The organism is Vibrio cortegadensis, from assembly GCF_024347395.1.
GTDB classification, from domain to species: domain Bacteria; phylum Pseudomonadota; class Gammaproteobacteria; order Enterobacterales; family Vibrionaceae; genus Vibrio; species Vibrio cortegadensis.
Genome location: NZ_AP025472.1, coordinates 958,630 through 979,053, shown reverse-complemented (window position 1 = coordinate 979,053; position 20,424 = coordinate 958,630). Strand labels below are relative to the sequence as shown.

The window sequence follows — 20,424 nt, the reverse complement described above, 5'->3', positions numbered from 1 at the left end:
CTAATAATGCCTCTCGAGTAAAACCGCTTCCAAACGATCGCTAATACGGCTTGGTACTTGTCGTTTGACCTCGTGCAAAGCTTCGCCTATCGCGTTGACAACCGCGCTTACATCGGCACTTCCATGACTTTTAATGACAATGCCGCGCAATCCTAGCAAACTTGCGCCGTTATACTGGTCGGGGTTCAATGTTTTTAATTCAGAAAATAACTCAGAAAACAATTTTCTAGCTATCCAGCCTTTAATTGTAGACGCCATCATGTGCGTTTTTAATTTATCAATGAAGAGTTGTGCAGTGCCTTCACAAGTTTTTAGGCAAACATTACCCACAAACCCGTCACATACTACGACATCAGCACTATCTTGTAATAGCTGATTACCTTCAATGTAGCCAGTAAAATTGACAGATTGTGTTTGCGATAACATTTCGGCACAACGTTTGACTAAATCATTGCCTTTAATTTCTTCAGCACCAATATTAAGAATCGCGACTCTCGCAGATGTCCCTAAATGCTGTTCAGCAAGTGCACTGCCCATTACGGCAAATTGGAATAGAGAATCAGCATCACTAGAAACATTCGCGCCTAGATCGAGCATCCACGTTCTTTTTCCTGATGCGGTAGGAAGAGCAGAAACAAGGGCTGGGCGATCGATGCCGGGAAGAAGCTTAAGACGAAAACGAGAAAGAGCCATCAAGGCGCCAGTATTCCCGCCACTCACACATGCGTCGGCTTCGTCATCAGCAACCAGATCAATGGCGACTCGCATGGAACTACCCGCACTGTTTCGAAGTGCAAGAGAGGGCTTTTCTGAGTTTGAAATCACTCGATCGCAATGCTTAATACTCAAACGAGAATGAGGCTGACAATCAAGTAAAGATAATTGAGATGTGATCGTATTTTGATCACCAATAAGGACCACTTTTAGCTCTGGGAAATGCGACAGTGCCTGCACGGCGGCAGGCACTGTTACGCGAGGACCGAAATCCCCGCCCATTGCATCAAGTGCAACGGTTATATTTTGCAAAGGATCAACCTTACTTGTTGATAACCTTTTTGCCACGGTAGAAACCGTCAGCAGTCACGTTGTGACGTAGGTGAGTTTCACCTGAAGTTGCGTCTACAGATAGTGCAGCTGTAGTTAGTGCATCATGTGAACGACGCATGCCACGCATTGAACGTGATTTCTTGCTCTTTTGTACGGCCATTGACCCTACTCCTATGTAAATTCTTAAAAACACTTACCTATAAATAAGTTAGCTCTTTAAGTTTTTTAAAACATCAAATGGATTCGGTTTCTCTTCCACAATTTCTTCTGGAATATCACCAAACACCATATTATTTGAGTTAACGCTACAATTCGCTTCGTCATGCATTGCAATTTGTGGCAATCCAAGAATGAACTCGTCTTCAACTAGTTGTATGAGATCTACTTCACCGTACTCGTTCAGATCTACCAAATCGTACTCTTCCGGTGCTTCCTCTTCACTTTCCTCACTATAATAGGGAGTACAAGTGAATTGTACTTCGCACTCATGTGCGAAAATCTCATTACAACGCTGACACTCTAAATCGACTTCGACGTTAGCTTTACCAGAGATAACGACTAATCGCTGTTCATCAAGCCCAAATGACAATGAGACTTGCGCGTCGCGTTTTACGCTTTCAACAGATTCAGATAAACGTTTAAAAAGACTAGGTTGAATAACTCCAACTAAATCCAATCTCTTTTGTGCCGTTTTACCCGGGTCTACCGAGCGCGGTATTTTTACCTTTTGCATAGGGCGCGAATCTTATCTTCCAAAATGTATTTAGTCAAAGGAAAAGAAGAAAAAAGTGTACTTTTCTCCCCTTCCCGCAAAGAGAGTTATGAAGACGGACATAAGTTCGTATATCCTTCAGCAAGAACTCGAAATAATTGTAAATTAAAATGAAAAATTACCAACTAGTTTTGGCATCTACTTCACCATTTAGGCAGCAGTTACTCTCAAAGTTAGCTATGCCTTTCATTACTGCTCAGCCAGATTGCGATGAAACACCATTAGCACAGGAGCCTCCTCAGGACTTAGTGATGCGCTTGTCAGAGGAAAAAGCTAAATCATGTTCCGTTACTGAACCAAGCTTAATCATAGGCTCAGATCAAGTCTGTGTTATCAATAATACAATTGTTGGTAAACCGCACAACAGAGAAAATGCCATTTCCCAGCTAGAAGCTCAAAGCGGCAAAAGTATTACATTTTATACCGGCATCTCACTCTGGAATACCGAGACAGGTCATTGCACTACTGAGCTCGATACATTTATCGTTCATTTTCGCCAACTCAGCCGTTCAATGATTGAAGCATATGTTGACGCAGAGCAACCTTACTATTGTGCTGGAAGCTTCAAGAGCGAAGGTCTAGGCATTGCCCTCTTTAAACAACTCGAAGGCAAAGATCCAAATGCTCTGATCGGTTTACCCCTTATCACTCTCATCGATATGCTAGAGGAGCAAGGCGTCACCGTTTTATCATAAACGTCGCAACCCCGTTAAAGCTTCTTCGAGACGTTTTTCCATCGGTGCCGAGATGTCCATCTTTTCATCCGACCCCGGGTGAACAAATTTAATATTCGCGGCATGCAAAAACAGACGGCCGAGACCAACCTTACCGGTGTAGGCATCAAATCGACGATCGCCATATCGGTCATCCCATGCAATTGGGTGGCCGGCATATTGGCAATGTACACGAATTTGGTGCGTACGCCCGGTAATAGGGCTCGCTTGCACAAGTGTCGCATCTGCAAATTTTTCCAACACTTTGAAACGAGTCTCAGACGCTTTTCCGTTTGGGTTAACTCGAACAATACTGTTTACTTCGTTTTTAAGCAGTGGCGCATTCACCACTTTACAGCTCGATTTCCAAGCGCCCATCACTAAAGCAAAATAATATTTCTGTACGGTTTTTTCACGAAACTGTGCTTGCAGGTGGCGTAACGCAGAACGCTTCTTCGCCACTAACAAAACACCAGACGTGTCTCTATCTATACGGTGGACTAACTCCAGAAAGCGAGCGTCAGGTCTTAAAGCTCTTAATGCTTCGATTGCACCAAACTTTAAACCACTTCCGCCATGTACCGCAGTACCAGATGGTTTATTCAGAATTAACATATGATCATCTTCGAAGATGATCGCATGCTCTAATTCAGAGACCTTATTCAATTTGGTATTTGGAACGTTGTCTTCTGTTTTTTCTTCAATCGTTACTGGCGGAATTCTAACTATATCTCCAGCTTTTAACTTATATTCAGCTTTAATTCGCTTCTTATTTACACGGACTTCTCCCTTACGCACGATTCGATAAATCATGCTTTTAGGGATGCTTTTTAGTTGGTTTCGTAAGAAATTATCAATACGTTGACCAGCCATATCGTCGTCAATATCGACAAATTGGACTTTAGTTCTAATTTCACTCATGCCGCTATTGTATCACTCAAATGTCTATCACATCACATTTTCTTACTTCTCTTTTACTGTCACCAACCTGCCAAATATTGCTGTTTTTTGCATCAAAATTTATGAGAACTAAAAAGCTGTGTATAAAAATAGCCCTTATTTAGCACAAATGTGCGTTTATTGTCTTTAAACCCTATATAAACATAGGCTTACTCAGCTCAAAAAAGAACCTAAAAATATTTATTTTGCCTGTTTATAACAAAGCAGATTGCTGTGAATTCCCTCCACTGTTATAGTTCTCAGCTGCTATTGATTAATTGATTGTTTTTTGTACTCGTCAGTTATCGACAAGCAATAATAATTGAGTAGAAAACTTAGTATCCAGTGCAGCAACCGGCGTAAGACACGAAGAGCTAAGTCACCTTATCGCTCTACTCATCGTAAACTCATGTTGAGTATTCACCGCCACATCGCGGATCATAGGCAACATACCTATGATGACTGAAGTGCCCTAGAGCATCCCTTCCAGCCGGGAGGTTGCAACGTTAAAGCCGTGGGATCAGGCACCATGAGAAACGAAATAAAGCGATAAGATCAAAATAAAAGAAAAGACAACGAGAATTTCTAAAATGAAAAGAATGTTAATTAACGCAACTCAAAAAGAAGAGTTGCGTGTCGCTTTGGTTGATGGTCAGCGACTATTCGATCTTGATATCGAAAGCCCAGGCCACGAATCAAAAAAAGCGAATATCTACAAAGGACGTATTACCCGTATTGAACCAAGCCTAGAAGCGGCATTCGTCGACTATGGTGCAGAAAGACACGGTTTCCTACCTCTTAAAGAAATTGCCCGCGAATACTTCCCTGATGGTTATACCTACCAAGGCCGTCCAAGCATTAAAGAAGTGCTAAAAGAAGGCCAAGAAGTAATTGTACAAGTAGAAAAAGAAGAACGTGGCAGCAAAGGCGCTGCTTTAACAACTTTTGTTTCTCTTGCGGGTAGTTACTTAGTTCTTATGCCAAATAACCCTCGTGCTGGTGGTATTTCTCGCCGTATCGAAGGTGATGAACGCACGCAACTTAAAGCAGCATTAAGCACTCTTGAGCTACCTCAAGGTATGGGGCTTATTGTCCGTACAGCTGGTGTTGGTAAAAGTGCAGAAGAGCTTGAGTGGGACTTAAATGTACTGCTGAACCACTGGGGTGCAATTAAACAAGCCTCTGAGACTAACCAAGCTCCGTTTTTGATTCACCAAGAAAGTAATGTAATCGTTCGTGCAATTCGTGACTACCTACGTCGCGACATTGGCGAAATCTTAATTGATAGCAATACTATTTTTGAACGTGCTCAAGCTCATATTCAGTTGATTCGTCCTGATTTCATGAATCGTGTTAAGAAATACGATGGTGAGGTGCCACTGTTTAGCCACTACCAGATTGAAAGCCAGATCGAATCTGCCTTCCAACGTGAAGTTCGCCTTCCATCTGGTGGCTCTATCGTAATCGACCCAACTGAAGCACTGACTTCTATCGATATCAACTCCGCACGCGCAACAAAAGGCAGCGATATTGAAGAGACTGCGCTTAACACTAACCTAGAAGCGGCCGATGAAATTGCTCGTCAATTACGTCTACGTGACCTAGGTGGTCTAGTTGTTATCGACTTTATCGATATGACGCCAGTTCGTCACCAACGTGAAGTTGAAAGCCGTCTACGTGATGCTGTTCGTTTAGATCGCGCTCGTGTTCAGATTGGTCGCATTTCACGCTTTGGTCTTCTAGAGATGTCTCGTCAACGTTTGAGCCCATCACTAGCGGAAGCAAGTCACCACATTTGTCCTCGTTGTACGGGTACTGGTGTTGTGCGTGATAACGAATCTCTAGCACTATCTGTTCTACGTCTTATCGAAGAAGAAGCTCTGAAGGACAACACAGCACAAGTACTTGCTGTTGTGCCGGTTCCAATCGCTTCTTATCTTCTGAACGAAAAACGTCGCTCAGTAAATCACATCGAGAAGAATCAAGGTGTGAAGATCACGGTTGTTCCGAACTCTGATATGGAAACACCTCATTTCGAAGTAATTCGAGTGAGAGAAGGTGAAGAGTTCGATCTGTTATCTTACCTACTGCCTCAAAAACTGGATGCTTTGAAAGAAGCGGAAAGCAAAGAGCCTGTTGAAGTTGACATCAAACCGAAGAAAATTGAAGAACCTGTATTAAAAGGGTTTGCCGCGCCAGCACAATCAGCGCCAACACCAGCACCCGCTCCAACACCTGCAGCTAAACCTGCTAAAGTTGAAGTAAAAACAGATTCTCAGCCTGGTTTATTCAGTCGTTTCTTTAAAGCATTGACTAATTTCTTATCTAGCCCTTCAGAAGAAGTGAAAGAAGAAGTTAAGCAAGAGCCAAAACAAGAGAACAATCGTCAACGTCGCGATCGTAATGATCAACGTCGTCGTAACTCTCGTGACAATGGTAACCGCGATAACAAACGTCGCCGTAAACCTGCACGCGAAGAGCAAACTGAAGAACAAGGCAACAAAGCGAATGAGCAACAGCCTCGTCAACAACAAAACCGCAAGCCACGCCAAGATCGCCGTAACAAGCCGAAAACGGAAGTTAAAGCGCCATCTAAGCTAGCTGAACAGGGCCAACAACTTGCTGCTGAAGCAAACGCGGCACCGTCTGCTGACACTAACGCAAAACGAGATGCTAAACCTGTTGAGAAAACTGCAAAAATCAAAGAGCGCCGTCAACGTCGTAAATTGAATAAGCAGATTCGCGTTAATGGTAAAAAACCAGAAGTTGAAGCAGAAACTCAAGTTCAAGCGGAAGTTCAACAACAGAAACAAGCTGTTGAAAAAGTAGAAGTTGAAGCGACTAACGATACAGTTCAAAAAGAAGAACCGAAACAACGTCGTAACCGCCGCTCTCCTCGTCACTTAAGAGCAAGTGGTCAACGTCGTCGTCGTGGTCGTGATCGCAAACCAAATCCATTCCGCCTTCGTCCAGGTGGTGTTGCCTCTCCTGAGATGGCAATGGGTAAGGTAATGCCGATGTACGTACCTAAGCCTCATCACCATGCTGCACCTAAAGTTGAACAAGAAGTGGTTAATACCGAGACTGTTGAACAAAATGCTCCATTAGGTGGCTACGCTTTCCCTGAAACAGCAATGGGTAAAGTGATCATCAAGCGTGAAGAGACGGTTGAAGCAGTTGTAGCGGCTTCTGTTGCAGAAACAAAAGCTGAAACAGTTGAAGTAGAAGCTGTAGTTGAACCCGTAGTTGAAACGACTCCTGTTGTTGAGACTCCTGCTATTGAAGAGACAAGCGTTGCAGAAGAAGCAACGGTTGAACAAGCTCCAATAGCGGTTGTTGAGGCGAATACTGAAGAGACTAAGACTGTCGAAACTCAGACTGTCGAAACTAAGGTTGAAGCTCCTATCACTGAAGTACCTACTGTTGAAGAAAAGCCAGCTGTAGTTCTTGAAGAGCAACCAGCTGTATCTAAGCCAGTGGTTAAAGCAGCCGTTAAGGGTGTTAAATCTCAGGCGGGTTCAGCAATGGCAAGTGCACCAGGCCCTCAAACTTTAAAAGAGATTGAAGTCGTAGCTGCACCATTTAAAGCAGAGCGTTACCAACCGAAAGGGGCTGGTAGCCAAGTCGCTCGTAGCAGCGCATCTGCAGGAATGACCAAGCCACAAGGTTACTAACCTAGCCTCATATAGTCTAAAGCACTATATCTGAAACAAACGAGTCGCATTATGTGCGGCTCGTTTTTTTTGGTCTAAAATAGAGACATGATGAAGATCATGTATTTGTGACGATTTTTAGCCAATATGCGGTTCATTCTTGAACTTAGTCACACTTTTAGGTAGCATGCGCCGACTTAAGTTCTCGACACCAGATTCTTATGCAGCTCTTTTCCACCACTGTTTAGTACGCGTATAGAAATTAGTGTCGGGTAAAATCCATCTTTAGCATACTGAGCCCCCATGTTTGAATTCCCCCAATTTTCGAAACACTCTGTAAAAAACGATGTGTTATCAGGTTTAACAGTAGCATTAGCTCTTGTTCCTGAAGCCGTAGCATTTGCATTTGTTGCCGGTGTTGACCCAATGGTTGGTCTATACGCAGCCTTCATTGTTGGTTTAATTACCTCAGTCTTTGGTGGTCGTCCAGGCATGATTTCTGGCGCAACAGGCGCAATGGCTGTTGTAATGGTCAGCCTTGTCGCAACACATGGTGTTCAGTATTTATTTGCAGCCGTATTACTTGCAGGTATCCTGCAAATCGCAGCGGGCATATTTAAGCTTGGCAAATTTATCCGAATTGTTCCGCACCCAGTAATGATCGGTTTTGTTAACGGGCTTGCTATCGTTATCTTCTTAGCACAACTAGGACAATTTAAAGCGCCTGATATGTCTGGAGCGTTAACTTGGCTTCCTAGTGGTCAAATGACGATCATGCTTGGTTTAGTTGCTCTAACGATGGGTATTATCCATTTCCTTCCTAAGCTAACGACTGCTGTCCCGTCTTCTCTAGTGGCGATTGTCACGGTAACGGCGCTTGTCGTTGGCCTAGATCTAGAAACACGTACTGTTGTGGATTTCCTACGCACCATGTCGGGCGATGAAGCAGCAACGCTTGCTGGTTCACTACCAACATTCTCAATCCCTTCTGTACCATTTACTCTAGAAACGCTACAGATCATTTTGCCATACGCGGTTATTCTTGCAGCTATCGGCTTAATTGAATCACTGCTAACACTGACAGTACTAGACGAAATGACCAATACTCGCGGTCAAAGTAACCGTGAATGTGTTGGTCAAGGTATCGCAAACATGACATGTTCTGTTTTTGGTGCGATGGGTGGTTGTGCAATGATTGGTCAATCGATGATCAACATTAACTCAGGCGGCCGTGGCCGTTTATCAGGTATTGTGGCTGCTGTTGCTCTGCTGATTTTCATCCTATTCGCTTCTGCCCTAATCGAGATGATTCCTCTAGCTGCATTAGTTGGTGTAATGTTTATGGTTGTAATTGGTACATTTGAATGGGCAACATTTAAACTTGCACGTCGCGTACCTAAACAAGATTTCTTTGTCATCGTTTTGGTTACCGTTGTAACAGTAATGACTGACTTAGCCGTTGCAGTAGCAGTAGGTGTTGTCGCTTCAGCGCTTATGTTTGCTTGGCAACATGCGAAACATATCTACGCAAGCAGTTCACTAAACGAAGAAGGTTCAAAAGTTTACCAAATTCACGGCCCTGTATTCTTTGGCTCTGCGGCAAACTTCTTAGAACTTTTTGACGCACAAAATGACCCTGCAGACGTTATCGTTGATTTTGCAAATTCTCGTGTGACTGATCACTCAGCAATTGAAGCAATTGAAACCATTGCAGAGCGTTACACGGCGTTAGGAAAGACTCTACATTTACGTCACCTGAGCCAAGATTGCCGCGCTCTTCTTCATAAAGCAGGCAGCCTTGTTGAAATCAATGTAAAAGAAGACCCTAGCTATAAAGTTGCAACCGACTTACTTGCTGGCTAATCTAGATTATACCTATCAAAGGCCGATGCGATTTGCATTGGCCTTTTTTATACCTCTTTGTTTTTATATCTCATCATTTTTATGCCTCATGGCTTGCCGCCCCCACCTTCTTAGACCTCGACATCTGCCTGTATTATTTCTTTGTATATGTCCCTATTGACCAACAGAGGAAACTTAGCGCCTATTCACCCAAATTTTGAAGGTTTTTAGCTCTCCAACATTGCGTTATCATGCAAGGAAACTATTCTGAAAAACTAGGCTGAAAAGGAATACCTATGCCAATTGATGACAATAAAGAAGCTCGACACAAAGCGCGCCAACAGAAAGTAAAAGATCAGGTTGATGAAAGAGTGGCGGCAGCGCAAGAAGAGAAAGGGCTACTGCTTGTGATCACTGGCAACGGCAAAGGAAAATCAACCTCCGGGTTTGGAACCGTCGCAAGAGCGGTTGGTCATGGCTTAAATTGTTCTGTTGCTCAATTCATCAAGGGAACTTGGGATAATGGCGAAAGAAATTTACTTGAAAAGCTTGGGGTTGAATTTCAAGTGATGGCAACAGGCTTTACTTGGGAGACTCAAGACAAGCAATCGGATACCGATGCCGCACAGTTAGTGTGGAAAAAGTGCAAACGCATGCTGCAAGATGATTCTATTGATGTGGTGCTACTGGATGAGCTGACATATATGGTCACTTACGGCTACATCGACCTCGACGAAGTCATTGAAGCACTGACGCAGCGTCCTAAGATGCAATCTGTTGTTATCACTGGCAGAGCGGCACACCGTAGCCTCATTGAGCTTGCGGATACCGTATCTGAAGTCAGAAATGTAAAGCATGCTTTTGAATCAGGTATTAAAGCCCTGAAAGGCGTCGATTGGTAAATCGATTACCTTTGAGTGCTTATCTTGTTAGTGCTTAGCCATCGAATATTTAGCGATCAAAAAAACGTCCCTATCCAGGGACGTTTATCTATTAAAGTTGAATCTGAATAGCAGACTTAATTAAACAGACCTTTCAACAATCCATTGACGGCTTCTTTGGTCTTTTCGTCTTTAATTTTATCGGTGAGTTTTTCAACACCACGATCAACCTCTTTCTTCGCTTTTTGTTTTAAAACATCATCAAAAACAAGTTTGAACTTAGGGTCTGCCCATTTTCCCGTAATTTTAACAGGGATCGTTACGTCTTTAAGATCATCAATATTTTGACCACCTTGCCCTTCAAGTGAACCAACAATCGATGTTCTCACTAGAAAGTCAGCCGTCTCGCTAATATAATTGGCTTTACCTTCACCGTGGATCCGAAGCAGTGGCGATTGCATGTTTAGATTGTTTGTTGAGACTTCACCATTGTTCAATGTCAACGTCGCGGTCATCGCACTAAAGTCAGTCTTTTGAGCTTCGCTACCCTCTTTAACTTCTTCACCTTTGATTTTGGCATAGTTAGTACGAATCAATTGAGCTACATTGATCCCATTTACCGCGCCATCTTCAAAGTTAATTTTGATCGTCCCGCTAATATTTTTCTTTATGCCTGTTGGCGTTAAGCCTTTACCTTTTACATCAACGTTGATGTTACCGCTTCCTTCCAACTTATCATTGTTCGCCACATCTTTAAGCAATGGCTGAACTTTAACGCCGATGATTTGTTTTTTGGCACTATAAGTCGCTGGCACTTTACGAGCATCTAATCGGGCACTTGCTTTAATTGAACCTTGATAAAGGTTTGAGCTAAATGATTGGAGATCAACCACACCACGATTAATAGAAAACGCAGTATTCACACTCTGCATTCGAGCATTGTTCGCTTTAAATTTGTCGATTGTAATCTTGCCTTTAACATCAAGTCCTTTTAAAGCACTCAGATCGGGTTCAACTTCAGGCCCTGCTTTCGCTGGGGATGGTTCGTTACCTGCCGAGTCCGTCTTATTGTTACTGTCCGTTGCTTGCCCTAGCCCCAAAAACTCATCTAAATCGATATTTGGACTATGAAGTGCAAAACGTACTTTAGGAATATCAGCAAGCGTAATATTCGCTTTACCATCTAACTGGATTTTATTTAGGGTCAGTTTTTCTAGAACGAAGTCCAAATAACCTTTGTTAATGTCAAAGCTAAAGTCTGAATTCATCTGTATTTTCATTGGCGACTGCGGCAAGCTATCTCCAACAAAAGATGAATCTAGTGTGAGTGACTCAACCGCAAGAAGAGAGACTGCACTATCAATAGAAAATACTGCGTCACCTTTCACATCAAGTGCAAGATCCGCAGCGTTACCTTTAACGCTATAACCTAACGAGTTTGGCTGATCAAATTCAAATCGATCTAACGTGATTCTTGCGTCTTTAATCATATTCACGCCATCATCAAATGTGGCATCAAATGCAATGTCTCTAACCGCATATTCCTTATAGCCTTTAGAAAGCTTAAGCTCAGCTTCTCCTTTGGCTGTAAAATTTTGCTGATTATTTTTACCTTTCGCTTCAAAAAGAATCAATGTCCACTGTTCTGCTTTAAACTCAGACATGCTAAAGCCGACATCATAGAGTTTTGTGTACGTTTTGGCTTTATGATCTTGAATTTCAAGAAGCGCGTTAGTGACTGTAATGCCAGCTAAATCGATAGACCATGCACTGCTAGATGAGGCTGTTGGTTGCTCATCGCTTTGAGCCGGATTCTCATTTGCTACGGTTTCAGAAGGGGCGGTTGAAGAAGTTTGAGTAAGCGCATCAAGGTTAGATTTACCATCACTTAGCGTTTCCAGATGAACTTCAGCGCCATCTAGATAAATATTGCCGATCTTCAGGTGTTGGCTAAACAGTGGCGTCACATCTATTTCAATACCAACGCGGTCTACTTTGAAAAAAGTATCGTTGCTGAACCCTTGTGGATTCTTTAGCTCTGTTTTCCCCATTTCAAAACCAATGGTAGGGAAAAACGTCCAGCCGATATCTCCGGAAATATTAAGTTCCAGTCCGGTCTGTTTTTGTGCTTGTTCAGTAATAAGTGGCTTGAATTGATTTGGATTGACGAATAACACCAGTGCGGCCACTGCAAGAACAATGACGAAAATCGGCACACTAATGAACAACAGTAACTTTTTCATAAGCGTTTTCCTTGATTAATATCCAAAAATAAAGTGGCACATAAAGTGCCACTTATTATATAAAAAATGCAACTTACATTCAGCTTTCATTTTACTCAACTCGTTCAGGTTTAAGACAATTTTCTGTCAACCTAACAAATTGAAGTAATGATAACGTCGGTAAGATCACTATAGTTATTTGACTCTATGCAAATGACTGATAGCGACTTCGCTTTAATGACTTAGCTTTTCAGCAACTTAGCGATGTGAGCTTTCAATACGTCGATTGCGATACGGTTCTTACCACCACGAGGCACAATAATATCCGCATGTTGCTTAGACGGCTCAATAAACTGCATGAACATTGGGCGTACTGTTTCTTGATATTGTTTAAGAACAGAGTCCATTGTACGACCACGCTCTTCTACATCACGCTTAACACGGCGTAGTAAACAGATATCTAAAGGTGTGTCCATAAAAATAGTCGCATGCATTAGGCTACGTAGACGTGGATCAGTCAGTAATAAGATACCTTCAAGAATGATCACTTTCTTTGGCGTCAACGTCACTGAATTTTCAGTACGTGTATGCTCAGTGTAGCTGTAATCTGGCACATCTACAGCTTCGCCTTTGATAAGCTGCTCTAAATGCTCACATAGTAGGTCATGATCAAGTGCACTCGGATGATCATAGTTAGTTTTCACTCGCTCTTCCATGCTCAAATGGCTTTGATCATTGTAGTAGCAATCTTCCGTGATAACACCAATTTGATGGTCGCCTACTTTTTCACGTAGCTCATTATAAATGGTGCTCGCGATCAGACTTTTTCCAGAAGCAGAAGCGCCCGCGATACCTACGATGACGCATTGATTATTATCAGACATTATTTGTGCACCCAATACTGTATGGTGATAGGAATAGATAAACCGCCTAATTATAGGGACTTCAGTCAACAGATACTAGTCAGGATGAGACCTAAGTCAGAGTATTTATTGTATTTGTACAATTAAAGACCATATAAAATCCTAAATTAGTGATGCGATCACATTATTAGCTAATCGTCATAACATTAATTGCATCAGGCTTAACTTTTCCCTGCCAAAACAGGCTGCATGCAACTCGATCAGCCAGTAGCTGATATTGCTGCGCATGTTCGCTATCAGGTCTTGATACCACCGTCGGTTTCCCCATGTCGATGTCATTTCTTACATCAATATGCAGTGGTATCTGAGCTAATACTGACAACCCAAATTCCGAGGCCATCTGCGCCGCCCCACCTTGTCCGAATATATGTTCTTTTGCACCACACTGACTACAGATATGATAGCTCATATTTTCGACGACACCGACAACAGGTACATGCACCTTATCAAACATCGCCACACCTTTTTGTGCATCGGCTAATGCTAAGTCTTGTGGTGTTGTAACGATCACAGCACCTGTCACTGGAATTTGTTGAGATAAAGTGAGTTGAATATCTCCTGTACCCGGTGGCATATCGATCACCAAGTAATCGAGCTCTGGCCACTCTGTCTCATTTAGCAATTGAGCTAATGCTTTCGATGCCATTGGTCCACGCCAGATTGCCGCCTCATTTTTATCAACCAAGTAGCCAATTGAGTGAGTATAAATGCCAAATGCTTCTATCGGCTGCATCCATTTGTTATCACGAACACTTGGCTTTGCATCTACCTTGCCGATCATCATTGGGACAGAGGGTCCATAGATATCCGCATCCAGTAAACCAATTTTTGCGCCACTGGTTGCCAGTGATAGTGCAAGGTTGACCGCAGTGGTCGATTTCCCTACCCCGCCTTTGGCAGAAGAAACAGCAATAATATTTTTGACCCCTTTTATACTTTGAGGCACTTCTGTCTCTAATGACTTAACTACGCAAGAAACCGTATATTCAAAAGGTGCCACATTCTTCTGTTCTTGTTCTGTTGCAATCCATGTCGATAAAGACTGCTGAAGCACTTTGGAGGCAAATGGAATCGCGATATCAAACGTACCTGTCGCTTTCACCGAGACAATACCCGCGCTACTTGCCCAATTTTCAATCAGCAGTGGATGCTGATACTGATTCAACCAATCACAGAAATCTTGTTTACTCGTAAACTGACGCATATAAGCTCCTTTTTTATTCATGCTACCACCTCATTGATTTTGACAGAACCCTAAAAAAACTAAGGTATTACTCACTCTCATGCCTTGGAGTCAGGCGGCGCATAAGGTAATATCAACAATCAATTTTTATCCCTATCTAGTAAAGCGAATATTAAGTATGGCAACTGACCCAAAAAACGTTTCTTCAAGGAAACTGCTGGTAACTTGTGCCCTTCCGTACGCTAACGGTTCTATCCACCTAGGTCATATGCTTGAACACATCCAAGCTGACATTTGGGTACGTTACCAACGCTTACGTGGCAACACTGTAAACTTCATCTGTGCTGACGACGCTCACGGCACGCCAATTATGCTTAAAGCGCAACAGATGGGTATTACTCCAGAAGAGATGATCGCAGCAGTCAGCGAAGAGCATCAAAAAGACTTCGCAGGTTTTGATATCAGCTTTAATAATTATCACAGCACTCACAGTGAAGAGAACCGCGAGCTTGCATCTCATATCTACCTTGAGCTGAAGAAAAACGGTTTTATCTCTAGCCGCACGATTTCTCAGTTATTCGATCCTGAAAAAGAGATGTTCCTTCCTGACCGTTTCGTGAAAGGTACATGTCCGAAATGTAAGTCTGAGGATCAGTATGGCGATAACTGCGATAACTGTGGTGAAACTTACAGCCCAACAGAACTGATTGAACCTAAATCAGCAGTTTCTGGTGCAACACCTGTAATGAAAGATTCAGAACACTTCTTCTTCGATCTTCCTCAATTTGAGAGCATGCTGAAAGAGTGGACTCGTTCAGGTTCTCTTCAAAACGAAACTGCAAATAAGATGCAAGAGTGGTTTGAGTCTGGCTTGCAACAGTGGGATATTTCTCGCGATGCGCCATACTTTGGCTTTGAAATTCCAGGTGAAAAAGACAAGTTCTTCTACGTGTGGCTAGATGCTCCGATTGGCTACATGGGTTCATTTAAAAACCTATGTAACAAACGTGATGACCTTGATTTTGATGAGTACTGGAACAAAGACAGCAAAACTGAACTGTACCACTTCATCGGTAAAGACATTGTTTACTTCCACAGTCTGTTCTGGCCTGCAATGCTTGAAGGCTCTGGTTTCCGTAAGCCAAATAACGTATTCGTTCACGGTTACGTAACGGTAAACGGTGCGAAAATGTCTAAGTCAAAAGGCACATTCATCAAAGCGGGTACTTACCTAAATCACTTAGATCCAGAATGCCTACGTTATTACTATGCTGCGAAGCTTAACAGCCGTATTGACGATCTAGACTTGAATCTTGAAGACTTCACACAACGTGTAAACTCTGATGTTGTAAACAAGATCGTTAACCTTGCATCTCGTAACGCTGGTTTTATTACTAAGCGTTTTGAAGGCAAACTGGCGGACAACTTTGCAGAACCTGAGCTTTACGCTGAATTTGTAGCGGCTTCTGAGCGCATTGCTGAACTTTACGAAACTCGTGAATTTAGCCGTGCTATTCGCGAAATTACAGCGCTTGCTGATAAAGCGAATCAATACATTGATGAAAAAGCCCCTTGGGTTCTAGCGAAACAAGAAGGTAAAGAGCAGGAGCTACAAGAAGTTTCTTCTGTTGGTATCAACTTGTTCCGCGTATTGATGGCATACCTCAAACCAGTAATGCCAGAGCTTGCTGCTCGCACTGAAGCGTTTTTAAACGAAACGTTGACGTGGGAATGTATTGCACAACCGCTAACGTCTCATGAAATCACTAAATTCAAAGCTCTATTTGCTCGTATTGATCCGAAGAAAGTAGAAGCTATGGTTGAAGCATCAAAAGAAGATGCTGCTGTTGAAATTGCAGCGAAAGAGAAAGCGGAAGCAGAAAAGAACAAAGCAAGCCAAACCGAGCTAGACAAAGATCCAATCGCTGATGAGATTGAGTTCGATGCATTCGCTGCAGTTGATATGCGTATTGCTCGCATTATCTCTTGTGAAGAAGTGCCAAAGGCTAACAAACTGCTTAAGTTCCAACTGGACATCGGCGGTGAAACCCGTCAGGTATTCTCTGGTATTAAGTCAGCGTACAAACCTGAAGAGCTTGAAGGAAAGCTAACCGTAATGGTTGCTAACCTAAAACCTCGTAAAATGAAGTTCGGCATGTCAGAAGGCATGATCCTAGCCGCTGGCCCTGGTGGCAGCGATCTGTGGATCCTTGAGCCACATGAAGGCGCACAGCCTGGCATGCGTGTAATGTAATCACGCTGGAGGGCTTGGTCCACATCTAAGCCGTACCAAATAAAAAGCCAGTATCTGATTGAGATACTGGCTTTTTTATAACTATTCAAACGCTACAATGCGCTTTAAAATCATACGCTTTGTAAATACAGTGTGTTGACCTTTCTGGTACAAATTCGAAAGAAATCAAACAGTGCGATTGGGATTCTTAGCTATCATCTTCTGTGAAGTTAGTTGGTAACGTTTTTTTCATCTCGTTCCAAATATATCCACTTTCAAGACCATACTGTCTAATTAAGGCTGGCAGTTGATCGCGCTCGTCGCTTTGACAAATCTCAAGAAGATCACGGTAGAATTTCAGCGCTAGCTGACGAGATTGCGGACAAGAGAAGTAGTAACTGCCAATGCGATCATATAGCTTCTTCACACCATTAAAAATCAAGCCATAAACTTGGTTCCCGGAATGGAAGGCTAATCGTTGAAACAGCATGTAATCATAGAAATTGAACGTTTTCGCCATCAAGATAACCTGACGTTTCTGTTCATCTTTTTCGTTGTCATCTTTAATGCTTTGCTTAATTTTGTCGGCGTATGGAGAAGACTCAACAAACGCATCCCAAGATTCAGCAGCAAGCAGACTTTCACATGATTCAATCACATTTTGAATCGTACGTTCAGAACTTTCTTTATTCACTTTAAACGCATAGCGCATGAAAATCGGACTGATATTAGAGCGAGCCGCCAAAAGATCTTCCACAATGCTTGTCGCATTGTCGCTATCAAGGGAAATCAAAGTATCAAGAATATGCAAACCTGATGTTTCCATGAACTGGTTTACTTTAGTTGGTTTACCGTGCTGGATAGTCAGCCAACCATCACGAGCTAAACGCTGTAAAACTTCACGTAAGGTGGTTCGTGTCACTCCAATTAATTCAGATAACTCACGCTCTGCGGGTAGAATTGAACCCGGTGGAAAGCGGCCATTCCAGATGCTCTCGATAATGTACTTTTCTGCAAAGCCGGCAGGGCTTTTTGCCTTAATGACCATTTATATTGGTATCCGATTATAATTTTTTATATTGATAGACTCATCATACCACTAGTTTTGTGTCAGCGGAAACATCTCTCAGTGAATCGTAAGCACAAAAACATTTAGAGTACAAACTCTAATATAATTTAGAGCCTTACAATTTTTTAAGTCCAGAGAAAGATTTTGCCACTCCCCCTTAAATACACAAAATCGACAAATTAACCGATATATTAGTCACATTTGTCAAATCTCAATCTGCAATGTAATTTTGTAAAAATCTCCCTTAGAGATAGCTTTAAATATCTTTTTTGAATGCTTAATTACGATTATGATACCCATGCGCTATTTTCATAAACATCTATAGAAGCACACACTACTCTGATCGCGTTTTTTAACAAAAATTGCCTTTATATCGTACGTCGGTACAATTCTTGTTGACTAAATGTTATCTAAGAGTAGAGTTGCGTGCGAAGCAAGGAGTGCTTGTAATTACTAGGAAGTGACTTGGCAAAATTACATAATAAACCATAGCGTTGTTATTTTTCTAAGTCGCTGTTTTATAATGGATATCTAGTACAGCTCCGTTATATGAATTTCAAACACTTTTGCAATGTCTATTCATTACTAACATTAAGAGTATTAACATGCCGATGTCACTCGGAAATGCGTTTATCAAGAACTTCCTTGGTAAAGCACCTGATTGGTATAAACTTGCCATCATTGCCTTTCTTATTATAAACCCATTCGTTTTTTTCTATGTCGACCCGTTTACTGCTGGTTGGTTGCTCGTTGTAGAGTTTATCTTTACGCTTGCAATGGCACTAAAATGCTACCCTTTACAACCTGGTGGGTTACTTGCAATTGAAGCAATAGCCATCGGAATGACAAGCCCTGAACAAGTTAAACACGAACTTGTTGCCAATATTGAAGTACTACTATTGCTGATCTTTATGGTTGCCGGTATTTACTTCATGAAACAGCTACTTCTGTTCATTTTCACCAAAATCCTACTTGGTATTCGCTCTAAAGCAATGCTCGCTGCTGCCTTCTGTTTTGCAGCCGCTTTCTTATCAGCATTCTTAGACGCACTAACCGTGATTGCCGTCGTAATCAGCGTAGCTGTAGGTTTCTACTCGATTTATCACAAAGTTGCTTCTGGGCAAGGAACTAACTCAGCGCATGATCATACGAAAGATGAGCATTTTTCTGAGCTAACTCGTGACGATTTAGAAAATTACCGTTCATTTTTGCGCTCACTTCTAATGCATGCCGGTGTTGGTACAGCCCTAGGTGGTGTAACCACAATGGTTGGCGAACCTCAAAACCTAATCATTGCCGATCAAGCGGGTTGGTTATTTGGTGAGTTCCTGATTCGTATGTCTCCAGTGACGGTACCAGTATTCATTTGCGGTATTATCACTTGTATCCTAGTAGAGAAACTAAAAGTCTTCGGTTACGGCGCAGAACTGCCAGATAACGTACGTAAGATTCTAGTCGACTTTGATACAGCAGAGCGTAAGAGCCGCACTAATCAGGACGTAGCAAAACTTTGGATTCAAGGCGCGATTGCGGTCTGGCTAATTGTTGGTCTAGCGATGCACTTAGCTGCCGTTGGTCTTATCGGCCTTTCTGTTATCATTCTTGCCACTGCATTTACAGGTGTTATTGAAGAGCACTCTTTAGGTAAAGCGTTTGAAGAAGCACTTCCATTCACCGCTTTACTTGCGGTTTTCTTCTCGATTGTTGCTGTAATCATCGATCAAGAACTATTCAAGCCAATCATTGATGCTGTATTGGCTGTTGAAGATAAAGGAACGCAACTAGCGCTTTTCTATCTCGCAAACGGTTTGCTCTCTATGGTGTCGGATAACGTGTTCGTAGGAACGGTATACATCAACGAAGTGAAGACAGCGTTAGTTGAAGGGTTAATCAACCGAGATCAATTTGATTTACTTGCGGTTGCCATTAATACAGGTACTAACTTACCTTCAGTTGCAACACCAAATGGTCAAGCTGCATTCCTATTCCTACTAACGTCAGCGATAGCACCACTTATTCGTTTGTCGTACGGACGAATGGTCATAATGGCACTTCCATATACGGTTGTATTAGCTGTTGTTGGTTTGGTCGGTATCGTGTTCTTCTTAGAACCATCCACAGCTTATTTTTACGATGCAGGTTGGATTTCTCACCATATTCCATCCGCAACATCGGCAGTTTCAGGTGGTCACTAAATTTTTTAGTTGATTACGAAACTAATCCAAGATAAAAAGCTCTGAGTATTCAGGGCTTTTTCATTTTTAGTCCGTTTCATTTTTTCGATCAGACCAAATTCAAGTAACTTAAGTATAGAAGGATATTATTTGTGAATGCTCTTGCCGCTATTAAGGCTTTCTCTGCACGCAGACTGTCTTGGCTTCTCTTACTGATCTTTATCGTTTTTTTCGAAGCATGCGCACTGTTCTTCCAACATGTTGTTATGCTATCCCCATGTGTAATGTGTATTTATGAAAGAGTTGCCATGATGGGGATTGGTGGTGCTGCATTATTAGGATTAATCAATCCATCAAATCCTATTATTCGCTGGTTAGGACTGGCGGCCTGGGGGGCAAGCGCCTACAAAGGGTTAGCGTTAGCGATGCAACATGTGGATTATCAATTTAACCCTTCTCCCTTCGCAACTTGTGACCTCTTTGTCACCTTCCCTGACTGGGCTCCTTTAAACCAATGGGTTCCGTGGATGTTTGAAGCTTATGGGGATTGCAGTGAAGTCGTTTGGCAATTTTTAACGTTATCAATGCCGCAATGGCTCGTTATCATTTTTGCAGGTAATTTAGCGGCCCTTGCCATCATTATCCTTGCACAATTTGTTAAGCAGCCAAAAGCTTAACTCTTTGCAGATAGCTCTTAATTTGTAGATAGCTCTTAGTTTGTAGATAGTTCTTAATGTATAAAGCTCATTACGCTTCAGCGCCACTAAGTCGTG

The 20,424-nt window shown here is 42.3% G+C and carries 15 protein-coding genes; 7 read left to right on the top strand and 8 right to left on the bottom strand.

Annotated elements, in window-relative coordinates:
* Genes plsX through yceD form a run of 3 tightly spaced genes read right to left on the bottom strand, consistent with a single transcriptional unit; the run spans nt 1 to nt 1,780 of the window.
* The gene (plsX, locus tag OCV39_RS04505) at nt 1-1,026 is read right to left on the bottom strand and encodes a phosphate acyltransferase PlsX (RefSeq protein WP_171756096.1); all 1,026 of its coding nucleotides are present in this window, start codon (nt 1,024-1,026) and stop codon (nt 1-3) included.
* 10 nt (nt 1,027-1,036) lie between these two features.
* Nucleotides 1,037-1,207 (bottom strand): 50S ribosomal protein L32, encoded by a 171-nt coding sequence (rpmF, locus tag OCV39_RS04500; protein WP_113795912.1) that lies wholly within the window; start codon nt 1,205-1,207, stop codon nt 1,037-1,039.
* A gap of 48 nt (nt 1,208-1,255) precedes the next feature.
* Entirely contained in the window at nt 1,256-1,780 is a 525-nt protein-coding gene (gene yceD, locus OCV39_RS04495) for a 23S rRNA accumulation protein YceD (RefSeq protein ID WP_113795911.1), read from the bottom strand.
* A 149-nt stretch (nt 1,781-1,929) separates the two neighbouring features.
* Between yceD and OCV39_RS04490 the strand changes: the two genes are divergently transcribed.
* A complete protein-coding gene (locus tag OCV39_RS04490) occupies nt 1,930-2,514 on the top strand; it encodes a Maf family protein (protein ID WP_113795910.1) in 585 nt (194 codons plus the stop codon).
* On the opposite strand, the gene rluC is transcribed toward OCV39_RS04490, so the two are convergent.
* Entirely contained in the window at nt 2,509-3,453 is a 945-nt protein-coding gene (rluC, locus tag OCV39_RS04485; RefSeq protein ID WP_261889106.1) for a 23S rRNA pseudouridine(955/2504/2580) synthase RluC, read from the bottom strand. The genes OCV39_RS04490 and rluC overlap by 6 nt on opposite strands.
* 608 nt (nt 3,454-4,061) lie before the next feature.
* Here rluC and rne point away from each other — a divergent pair.
* The 3 genes from rne (at nt 4,062) to cobO (ending at nt 9,868) form a co-directional block, all read left to right on the top strand.
* Nucleotides 4,062-7,145, top strand: coding sequence for a ribonuclease E (gene rne, locus OCV39_RS04480; RefSeq protein WP_261889105.1), 3,084 nt, complete (start codon nt 4,062-4,064; stop codon nt 7,143-7,145).
* A 282-nt stretch (nt 7,146-7,427) separates the two neighbouring features.
* On the top strand, nt 7,428-8,987 hold the full coding sequence (locus tag OCV39_RS04475; RefSeq protein WP_113795907.1) for a SulP family inorganic anion transporter: 1,560 nt from the start codon (nt 7,428-7,430) through the stop codon (nt 8,985-8,987).
* Between the two features lie 275 nt (nt 8,988-9,262).
* The gene (gene cobO / locus OCV39_RS04470) at nt 9,263-9,868 is read left to right on the top strand and encodes a cob(I)yrinic acid a,c-diamide adenosyltransferase (RefSeq protein ID WP_261889104.1); all 606 of its coding nucleotides are present in this window, start codon (nt 9,263-9,265) and stop codon (nt 9,866-9,868) included.
* A 116-nt stretch (nt 9,869-9,984) separates the two neighbouring features.
* On the opposite strand, the gene OCV39_RS04465 is transcribed toward cobO, so the two are convergent.
* From OCV39_RS04465 to apbC, 3 genes are all read right to left on the bottom strand, one after another.
* Nucleotides 9,985-12,090, bottom strand: coding sequence for an AsmA family protein (locus OCV39_RS04465; RefSeq protein ID WP_261889103.1), 2,106 nt, complete (start codon nt 12,088-12,090; stop codon nt 9,985-9,987).
* Between the two features lie 221 nt (nt 12,091-12,311).
* A complete protein-coding gene (gene udk, locus OCV39_RS04460; RefSeq protein ID WP_017051304.1) occupies nt 12,312-12,953 on the bottom strand; it encodes a uridine kinase in 642 nt (213 codons plus the stop codon).
* A gap of 166 nt (nt 12,954-13,119) precedes the next feature.
* Nucleotides 13,120-14,196: an iron-sulfur cluster carrier protein ApbC gene (gene apbC / locus OCV39_RS04455; protein ID WP_017051303.1), complete on the bottom strand. Its 1,077-nt coding sequence runs from the start codon at nt 14,194-14,196 to the stop codon at nt 13,120-13,122.
* 157 nt (nt 14,197-14,353) lie between these two features.
* Between apbC and metG the strand changes: the two genes are divergently transcribed.
* Nucleotides 14,354-16,429 (top strand): methionine--tRNA ligase, encoded by a 2,076-nt coding sequence (gene metG / locus OCV39_RS04450; protein ID WP_261889102.1) that lies wholly within the window; start codon nt 14,354-14,356, stop codon nt 16,427-16,429.
* Between the two features lie 187 nt (nt 16,430-16,616).
* Here metG and fadR read toward each other — a convergent pair whose 3' ends face one another.
* On the bottom strand, nt 16,617-17,456 hold the full coding sequence (gene fadR, locus OCV39_RS04445) for a fatty acid metabolism transcriptional regulator FadR (protein ID WP_017051301.1): 840 nt from the start codon (nt 17,454-17,456) through the stop codon (nt 16,617-16,619).
* Between the two features lie 626 nt (nt 17,457-18,082).
* Here fadR and nhaB point away from each other — a divergent pair.
* Both nhaB and dsbB read left to right on the top strand, forming a co-directional pair.
* A complete protein-coding gene (gene nhaB / locus OCV39_RS04440) occupies nt 18,083-19,672 on the top strand; it encodes a Na(+)/H(+) antiporter NhaB (protein ID WP_261889101.1) in 1,590 nt (529 codons plus the stop codon).
* Between the two features lie 131 nt (nt 19,673-19,803).
* Nucleotides 19,804-20,328, top strand: coding sequence for a disulfide bond formation protein DsbB (gene dsbB, locus OCV39_RS04435; RefSeq protein WP_261889100.1), 525 nt, complete (start codon nt 19,804-19,806; stop codon nt 20,326-20,328).
* The last annotated feature ends 96 nt before the right edge of the window (nt 20,329-20,424 follow it).